This window comes from Microcoleus sp. w2-18bC1, assembly GCF_036700365.1.
GTDB lineage: Bacteria > Cyanobacteriota > Cyanobacteriia > Cyanobacteriales > Microcoleaceae > Microcoleus.
This window is the reverse complement of the sequence record NZ_JAUBOS010000075.1, coordinates 20,633-30,009: the sequence shown is the minus strand read 5'-3', so window position 1 is coordinate 30,009 and position 9,377 is coordinate 20,633. Positions and strand designations below refer to the sequence as shown.

Here is a 9,377-nt window from a genome sequence, read left to right as displayed (position 1 = left end):
TTATTCTCTCCCGGCGCGGTGGCTTTAGTTCTTCTCAAAGCCACCGTTCTCATCTTTATTTAGTCTAAAGTACAGTTGTAAGGTGCGTCTGACTTACGCTGTGTAAGAAACGATTAGGGTTTGCCCCTGACGCACCCTACTATATATGTGCCGTGTAATTTCTCACCTACAAAACTGCCATAATAGTTAACGCGACCAAACAGCTTAACTGAATTACTAAGCTGAACAACCGAAACTTTGGATCGAGGCCAGCGATGTGAATCCCTGAATGTAAAAGCCGAAATAGAATGTACACAACAATCAGCACATCTACTGCTGTTCCTGAAACATCCCTAACTGTTAGAAGAAAAACAACTCCCAAATACAAAGGCAGGTTTTCTATCAAGTTGGATTGTACTCGAAATAGTCGCCACAGCAAACTGTCGTCGTTTTGTGTGCCAAAATCTTTTACAGATCCGCCCGCAGATAGATGCCGAATCCTGACTGCTAGCAAGAGGATAACGACTGCGATCGTCCACAGGATGAAAATTGCTAAACCCCAGAGGGGGAAAGTCATATTTGTCGGTTCAATTTGAATCATCTTTCTACCTTGCGAAACTGCGGTTAAGACTTTAGAAAAGTTATATCAAATCCGTTAGCATCGTCCACTCATCTGCGTTAATCTGTGTTTATCTGCCTGTATCTGCGGTTAAAAAAAGAGAATAACCGCAGATGACAATGGATAGACGCGGATTCACGCTCTTGTCGAGAAAAGAGATAGGAATAATTCCGATGCTAACAGATTTGATATTACCAGTCAGGACTTTTGCTCTGGCGTTCTCATCTTTAGCTAAAATGAGTAAATCTAAAATCTAGAATCTAAAATCTAAAATCGACTTGACGATCGCACCATTGTATCGAGCAAGTGTTCGATCGCACCCGGTAGACTGTGGCAAAAACCAGTGTGTACCCGCGATGTCTGAACGATCGTGCTGCGGGGTGCTACGAGCCAGTGAAAGCGCTCTCTGTGGGGAAGTTGACCGATCGCGCCAGATTCCTTGCCGCCTGCACAAATGATGGGAATGACTGCTAGGTGATTGCGAATCATTTCCAGATCCAACGTTGAGTCGATCGCCATCAAGCGCTGTTCATCAATTTCGATACGGGCTTCGAGGAATTTTTTCGTACCGCAGGAAACGATCGCCCCCACGTTGATAAACTCCTCGCGTTCAACTTTGGGAACGACGCGGATAATCGCATAATCATAAAGAAATCGATCGGGCACTAATCGCTTCCTCCAAAAAAATATGTGGTGATTCTAGCCGATTTAGCAGGTACTCGATATAAGCATTGCGATGTTGGTTGCTATCGCTGAAAGGAGAATCTCCCACCAGCCAAGTATCAGGAATTAGTTTAACAATGTTGCGAATGATGTCCGGGGTTAGCCTTTGAGTCATCTTTGAATTGGCCGCTTCCAGCGTACTGGCAAAACGCAGCAGAACGTGGTCTTTGATTGGCGGAAAACGATCGCGGCTGCGCGAGAGATAATCTTTCCAAGTGTGGTGGAAGTAGAGGGCTGCACCGTGATCGATCAGCCAAAGCCGGCGGTGCCATACCAGCATATTTGCATTGCGCGGGGTGCGATCGATGTTGGTCACAAAAGCATCGAACCAGACGATTTCTGAGGCCAAATCCGCTTCGGACTTCCCCGCGATCGGGTCAAATGTGATGGAACCGGGGAGATAGTCAAGGGCTAGGTTGAGGCCAGCACTTGCTCGGATCAAATCTTGAATTTCCGGGTCAGGCTCAGTGCGAGCCAGTTCGGGATCGAGTTCAACAAAGACGAGTTCGGGGATTGGCAGCCCGGAGGCGCGAGCAATCTCTCCCGCCACTAGCTCGGCGATCAGAGATTTGGCTCCCTGGCCGGCACCGCGAAATTTGAGCACGTACATACCATCATCATCTGCTTCGACAATCGCGGGTAGCGACCCGCCCTCGCGCAAGGGAGTGACATATCTGGTAGCAGTGACTGTTCGCAAGCTGATACTCATGCTATTTTCGATTTGCAATTTGAGATTTTAGATGGGAAATCACTGATTTTATGAGGGTTTTGAGCACGGGCTTACAGACAGTTGGATTCTTTCTTTTAACTGGGACTGATGTTAAGTAATCTGTTTACTCAACTGATGACTAAAAGGACACAACTCATGTTGTGTCCCTACGGAACTTTGCCAAATTTTGCTTTGAGACAGTCATTAGTCATCAGTCATTAATCAACCAATAACTCATGACTAACCACTAATCAGTTGTACTAACGTGGTCGATTCTCTCTAATTGCCAGAGAATTTGGTTGCCTTCGCGCCGCACCCGCGACACTACCCAATTTCGCCAAACCCAGTTGTCTCCGCGACTGGTGACAGCGCTGGCATTTACATCCATCAAATCAGCCAGTTCAGAACTGGTAATCAAGTAGCCTTTCGTAGCAACCTCGTCGGCGATGTGCAACGTTTCGATCAGATTGCGGAGGTCTTGAACCCTCACCTCGCGGGGCAAGTTCTCCAGGGTATCGGCAGTTGAATCCATCATGGTAGAGTTGGAGATCGGAAGGTCAGAAGTTATGACATAGGATTCTATCGTTTTGTTACCAGTTGCGTCCGTTTCTTCCGAAACAATTGTGTTTTCAAAGTGTAGGGGCGATGCCCCCGTGCCCGCCCCGGCCTCGTCTCCCGTTGGTTTCTGCTGTTGCAGTTGGGGAGTGAGATTGTGCGAGAAGCTGCGGGCGATTTCATCGCATCTGTCGTTGTAGAAGTCGCCGGAGTGGCCGCGGACGTGTTCCCACTTGATGTGCCGGGAATTCAGCTTGTCTAGCAGATGCCAAAGGTCTTGGTTGACAACATCTTTGCCCGTTGAGGTTTTCCAGCCTTTATTTTTCCAGCCTTGTATCCATTTAGTGATGCCGTTTTTAACGTATTCGCTGTCGGTGTAAACGGTGACTGGTTCGGTTTGACCGGAATTGGCAAAAAATTCCAGCGCAGCGACTGCTGCCTGCATTTCCATGCGGTTGTTAGTAGTTTGGGGGTCTCCACCCCCGAGTTCGTGACAATTGCCGTCGGCGAAACAAACTACTGCACCCCAGCCGCCTGGGCCTGGGTTGCCGGAACAAGCGCCGTCTGTGTAGAGGCTTTTGATTTTGGGAGTTGTCATGAGCGAATTAATTTGTCATTTAGAGGTAAGTTGTTTGCAAGTGCGATAATTAAGGCAATTAGGATAGTTTTACTTGCTGCTATGAAAAATGCCAACTTAAAGATTAAAAAGGTCGGGCTATTTATTTGTCCGTTTTCTTTGTTAATTTTTAATACTTTCGCGCAAGCACAGCCGATAGTGCCTGCTGCTGACGGTACGGGTACTGTTGTCACCCCCAGCGGCAACCGCTACGATATCAACGGTGGCAGTTTGTCGGGAGACGGCGCGAATCTTTTTCACAGTTTTGGGCAGTTTGGCTTGAATCAAGGTCAAATTGCTAATTTTCTGACTAATTCGGCTATTCAGAATATATTAGCTCGAATTGCTGGCGGGGACGCTTCGCTAATTAACGGTTTAATTACTGTGACGGGCGGCAATTCTAATCTTTTTCTAATAAATCCTGCGGGGATTGTGTTTGGCCCGAACGCGAGTTTGAATGTGCCGGCGGCTTTTACTGCAACTACTGCGAATGGTGTCGGTTTTGGTTCAAATTGGTTTAATGCTGCGGGTACAAATAATTTTAGCGCCTTGGTTGGTACGCCAAATGCTTTTTATTTTAGTCCGGGTGTACCGGGAAGTATTGTTAATGCTGGCAATTTATCGGTGACTCCTGGGCAAAATTTGGCTTTGCTTGGCGGTACGGTTGTTAGTACCGGACAGTTGTCGGCGGCGGGCGGGAAAATTACTGTTGCTGCTGTTGGGGGAGATCAGGTACTCCGCATTAGTCAACCGGGGCATTTGTTGAGTTTGGAAATAGCAACGGGCGGAAATTTTGGTATTTCTCCACAGACTTTGAATCCTGTTTCTTTGCCGCAGTTGCTGACAGGTACTGGGCAAAATCAGGCGGCGGGTGTTGCGGTTGCTGATGACGGTTCTGTGCGGCTTGTGGATTCTGGTTTGCAGGTGAATTCTGGGGATGTGGCGATTGCTGCTAATGTGTCTGGGCTGCCGCAGTTGAATGCGGGAAGTGCGAATTTATGGGCTGCGGAAAATCTCACGTTAGCGGGCACTAGGCTGCAAACTACGGGGGATTTGAGTTTGCTGGGTGGGGATGCGGTGCGGGTCAGGGACAGCGCCCAGAATCCTTTTTTGGCGCAGGCTGGGGGGAATTTATACATTCAGGGATCTCGCACTATTGATATTCTCACTCAAAATGCGATCGGCGGCTTATCTCTTCCCCCGCAATTCCAAAGCGGCGGCAATTTGAGTTTGGTTAGCAACGGCATTATTTCGGGGGATTCCCACTTTGTTTCTGGTGGCAATTTTTCTATTCGCAATTTGTCGGGAATGCCGGGAAACTTTGTCAGTTTATTTGACCCGATTATCAGTTCGGAAGGAGATGTTTTCTTTGGAGATTATACCGGAGTTTCGCTGAAAGTCGAGGCGAAGGGGAGCATTGTTGCCGAGGATATTACAATTACCGGCCCCGATAGTGCATTGGGTAGGGAAAATGTGAGCGGTGATCCAGATATTGCTATTTTAACCAGCAGTCCGGCCTTAATTCTACGGGCTGGAGTGGCAAATTTGCTAAATCCTGTTAGTAACAGTTTAGGTGAAGATTCAATATTTACAAGTCCACTTTTATCAAGCAATTTGATTTCTGTTGAAAATATTTCGGCAGGCGGGCCGGTAATTTTGTCAGCGCCGGGAAGTATCGCAACTAGAGATATTAATGGCGGTCAAATAAATCTCGAAAGCAGGGAAGCAGGAGTGCTAGTTGGGGGCAGATTAACGTCTAGTTCGACAATTGATATTCAAGCTAATGACAATATTATATTGACAAATGACATTACTCGTGCTGATATCAACGGCAGTATTAGTCTGAATACTGTTCAAGGCAATATAGTAACAGGGTCGATCGATACTGGGACTTCCGGGTCGATCGTACTCAGAGCTTTTGGCAATGTGAATTTTGGGACTTTGCAGGGGTCTAATGTTGATATTACCAGTAACTCCGGTGAATTGGGAGTTTTGACTGATGCCAATACCATTGTGCCTAATACTACACCAGTCAATATCACAGCAACTGAGAATATCAATTTGACAGCTTTTAGAGACTTAACGGTAGGCAATCTCACCGCTGCGACTGTCAGTGCTAGCACCAATGGGAGTGTCAATACGGGTGCGATCGCTACGAATGGAGATGTCAGACTTTTGGCAGGACAGCAAATTACAGCAGGGACAATTAATGTAAATCCTACCACCAGCACAGACGGAAGCAATCGCATTCCTACAGTAAATTTGGATGCCCAAACTAATATTAGAGTTCTATCGATCGATGCTGGCACTGGCACTATTGCTTTGAGAGCATCCAGCGACTTAAATGCAGTGAATTTGCTAGGAGGATCAGTTGATGTCAATAGCGATGGGGGAAAAATTGCGATCGGCAATACTACATCCCTTGGGAACATTAATGTAACAGCTTCTGGCGATGTAACTTCCGGAAATTTGCAGGGAGTGGAAGTGAATGTCAATAGTAACTCTGGAACAATTCAAACTGCAAATACCACAGCCACTGGGAATATTAATGTAACAGCTTCTGGTAATGTAAGTTCCGGAAATTTGCAGGGAGAGAGAGTGAATGTCAATAGCACTAGCGGGAATCTGCAAATGACCAACATCACTGCAACAGAAAATATCACTTTCAGAGCGTTAGACAATGTGAATACGGGGAATTTGCAGGGAGTCGCTGTTGATGTTAATAGCAGTAGGGGAAGTGTCAGCACTGGCAATATAAATGCTGCGGAAATTGTGAGTATTTTAGCCGCAAACGAAATCAGAATTGGACAAATAAATGTTAATCCTGTTGTTAGGGCAGATCGCACTTCTACAGTAAATCTTAACGCTCAAAATGATATCAGCGTTGCATCCATAAATGCTCCGGGCGGTAATGTTGAGATCGGAACTCCGGGTTTAGTTCGAGTGACGGGTACTTTTGACCAAAACGGCACTCCTGTTAGCATCTCGACTCTTGGCGACACTCAACCGGGTACAGTTACGATCCGCCACGGCGGTGGCGATGTCACTCCGCCGATACCTTTTGCGGTGGGAGATGCGACGACTAATGGTACTTCTGGGGCGATCGCCAGCAATGCTTTGGGTACGATTACTCAAGGGCGATCGTTCATCAATTCTTACACTCAAGGCAATAGTGCGATCGTCACTACCAACCAACCAACTAATCCCGGCAATCCCAATAATCCCATCAATCCCGACAATCCGAATAATCCCCTCAATCCCATCAATCCGAATAATCCCCTCAATCCCATCAATCCGAATAATCCCCTCAATCCCAACAATCCGAATAATCCCATCAATCCCGACAATCCGAATAATCCCATCAATCCCGACAATCCGAATAATCCCATCAATCCCGACAATCCGAATAATCCCAATAACCCCAATTCGCCCCCAATATCACCAAGAGATAGATTTCCATTAGATCGAGGGCGATCGCTTTTCCCCGATACCAACCAACCCTTTAGCCGTCAACAGCGACAGAACCAAAATAGAATATCGCGGGATATAGGAAAACCCGGAGACAGGATGCCGCCCGAAAGAATGCAATTTCCCAGAGGAATCAGAAATTTCATCGATTCAAAAATCAGAGATTCTGTTATTCAGTCAGCATTTCGCGGCGACATCGGCAGGAATTTGGAGGCCGGCAAAATATCGGCAGCTTTGTCTCTGCTGGACAAATCTTTCAGCCAAGAATTCGGGGAATATTTAGGCATCAACATCAGCGACGAGTTGGTATCACCAGAGGAAATTCAAAAAAAGTTAGCATCGGTAGGCGCACAAACCGGCACGAAACCAAGCTTAATTTATCTGTTCTCGCAGCCCGAAGAATTAAATTTAATGCTGATAACTTCTTGCGGGGAAGTGGTTCACAAAAGTGTGCCGTCAGCGAACCGACAAGAACTTCTGAAAGTTGTAAATGAGTTCAGGGGTGAGATTACCAAACCGGGAGTCCGGGCTACTACGAGTTATCTACCATCTTCCCAACAGCTTTATAAGTGGATGATTGCGCCTTTAGAGGACAGTTTAAAAAGCTGCGAAACGGATACTATTTCCTTTGTTGTCGATCGAGGTTTGAGAGGTATGCCCTTTGCTGCTTTGCACGACGGACAGCAATTTTTGGTGGAAAAGTACAATCTCAGCCTGATGCCCAGCATTAATTTAACCGATACTCGCTACGTAGATCTCAGAAATACTCAAGTTTTAGCAATGGGTGCCTCGGAATTTTCCGAGTTGAATCCTTTGCCTGCGGTTCCTGCTGAAATAGCAGCTATTTCTAGAGAGTGGCCCGGAGTGAGTTTTCTAAATGAGGGTTTCACTTTGGAGAATTTGAAGCGACAGCATCAAAGCCGACCTTTTGGGGTTATTCACTTAGCTACTCACGGCGAATTTCGACCTGGAGTACCAAATAATTCTTTTATTCAGTTGTGGAATAGTCGGCTGCGACTGGATGAATTGCGGGATTTGAGATTGAATGATCCGCAGGTGAATATGTTAGTTTTAAGTGCTTGTCGGACTGCGGTGGGAGATGCACAGGCGGAGTTGGGTTTTGGGGGTTTGGCGCTGCAAGCGGGGGTGCAAACGGCTTTGGGGAGTTTGTGGTACGTGAGTGATGAAGGTACTTTGGGATTGATGAGTGAGTTTTACCAGCAGTTGAAGACGGCGCGAATTAAGGGGGCGGCGCTGCGACAAGCGCAAATTGCGATGTTGCGGGGAGATGTGCGTTTGGAGGGTGGCCGATTGCGGGGTTTGAGTCGGGGTGAGGGGGTGGAGTTGCCGGCTTCGCTGCAAGGGTTTGCGGATTTAAAGTTGTCGCATCCTTATTATTGGTCGGCTTTTGTGATGATTGGGAGTCCTTGGTGATTGGTGATTAGTGATTAGTGATTAGTGATTGGTTGGATATCAATGATTTTTCGGGAAAAGTCGATCGCCCGCCAGCAAGCAAGTTCCGAGTGCGATCGCCATTTTCACTATTTTTTATGCCGAGTCCGCCACCACACGATCGCTTGATATCGTTTCCGATTGCACCGCAATTATTATATATAGGACACGGCGCCGGGCCAATTTGTGTCAACTTAACGTCAAACCCCAAATACCGCCAGAGGTTTAAACCCCTGGCGGTATTTGGGGTTAAGTGATATTTCAGATTAAGTTGACACCAATCAATGGGCACTGACGTGTCCCTAAAAAAGCTTACTGTCGCACTTGCACCAAAGAAACCCGGTTTTTTTTTACCAAATCTACTGACTGAAACGAAGTATTATCGTCAAAACCGGGTTTCTGGACTCCCATGCGTAAGTCCTACTGAACTAAAGCTTGCCGCTGAGCCTCCAACAATTCCTGAATTCCAGTTTCTGCCAAATCCAAAATTTGATTTAACTGACTCCGACTAAAACTTCCCTCTTCCGCAGTTCCCTGAATTTCGATGATATTCAAATCTCCATTCATTACCACATTACAATCAATTTCAGCCGCCACATCTTCAAGATAATTCAAATCTAAAAATGGCTCGCCTTCCAAAAGTCCGACAGACACGGCCGCCACTTGACGAATAATGGGCGATCGCACTAAATCACCTTTTTGCACCAACTTATTCAAAGCATCAGCCACAGCCACAAACCCACCAGTAATTGAAGTCGTGCGAGTCCCAGCGTCCGCTTGCAAAACATCCGCATCCACAAGTATTGTGCGTTCGCCCAATAGTTGCATATCCAAGCATGATCGCAAACTACGCCCAATCAACCGCTGAATCTCTTGAGTCCGTCCCGATAATTTCATAAATTCCCGCTCTTGTCGCTGCGGCGTAGATCCCGGAAGCATTCGGTATTCCGCTGTCAGCCAACCTTGTCCGGTATTCTCCAGAAATCTAGGCACTCCCGGCTTGATTGTAACGCTGCAAAGTACCTGAGTATCGCCACTTTTCGCGAGTACGGAACCGCTGGCAAATTTAGTAAACTGTCTATCGAAACTAATCGGACGAATTTGATTTGGTTGTCTGCCGTCGGGACGTTGGAAAGACATAAGCTAATTAGTAATTGGGCATGGGGCATTGGGCATTGGGCATTGGGACAGTTGTACGCTCCCGTAGCCGAAGTATCGGGGATTCGTAATTCTTCCTACTGACTACTGACTACTGA

Annotated in this window: 6 protein-coding genes; 1 reads left to right on the top strand and 5 read right to left on the bottom strand. The window is 46.8% G+C overall.

The genetic code is table 11. From position 1 onward, the window contains the following. Positions 1 to 166: 166 nt before the first annotated feature. The 4 genes from QT979_RS25215 to rnhA form a co-directional block, all read right to left on the bottom strand. Complete coding sequence (locus QT979_RS25215; RefSeq protein WP_333312021.1) at positions 167 to 580, bottom strand: MAPEG family protein; 414 nt, start codon at positions 578 to 580, stop codon at positions 167 to 169. 285 nt (positions 581 to 865) lie between these two features. Next, the gene (locus QT979_RS25210; RefSeq protein ID WP_333312020.1) at positions 866 to 1,264 is read right to left on the bottom strand and encodes a DUF3037 domain-containing protein; all 399 of its coding nucleotides are present in this window, start codon (positions 1,262 to 1,264) and stop codon (positions 866 to 868) included. Next, a complete protein-coding gene (locus QT979_RS25205; protein ID WP_333312019.1) occupies positions 1,242 to 2,030 on the bottom strand; it encodes a HipA family kinase in 789 nt (262 codons plus the stop codon). Before QT979_RS25205 ends, QT979_RS25210 begins: the two co-directional genes overlap by 23 nt. 247 nt (positions 2,031 to 2,277) lie before the next feature. Next, a complete protein-coding gene (rnhA, locus tag QT979_RS25200; protein WP_333213029.1) occupies positions 2,278 to 3,183 on the bottom strand; it encodes a ribonuclease HI in 906 nt (301 codons plus the stop codon). 81 nt (positions 3,184 to 3,264) lie between these two features. Here rnhA and QT979_RS25195 point away from each other — a divergent pair, with 81 nt between their 5' ends. Then, on the top strand, positions 3,265 to 8,103 hold the full coding sequence (locus tag QT979_RS25195) for a CHAT domain-containing protein (protein WP_333312018.1): 4,839 nt from the start codon (positions 3,265 to 3,267) through the stop codon (positions 8,101 to 8,103). A 438-nt stretch (positions 8,104 to 8,541) separates the two neighbouring features. Here the strand turns inward: QT979_RS25195 and rph are convergent, their stop codons facing one another. Further along, positions 8,542 to 9,261, bottom strand: coding sequence for a ribonuclease PH (gene rph / locus QT979_RS25190; protein ID WP_333312017.1), 720 nt, complete (start codon positions 9,259 to 9,261; stop codon positions 8,542 to 8,544). Positions 9,262 to 9,377: the final 116 nt, after the last annotated feature.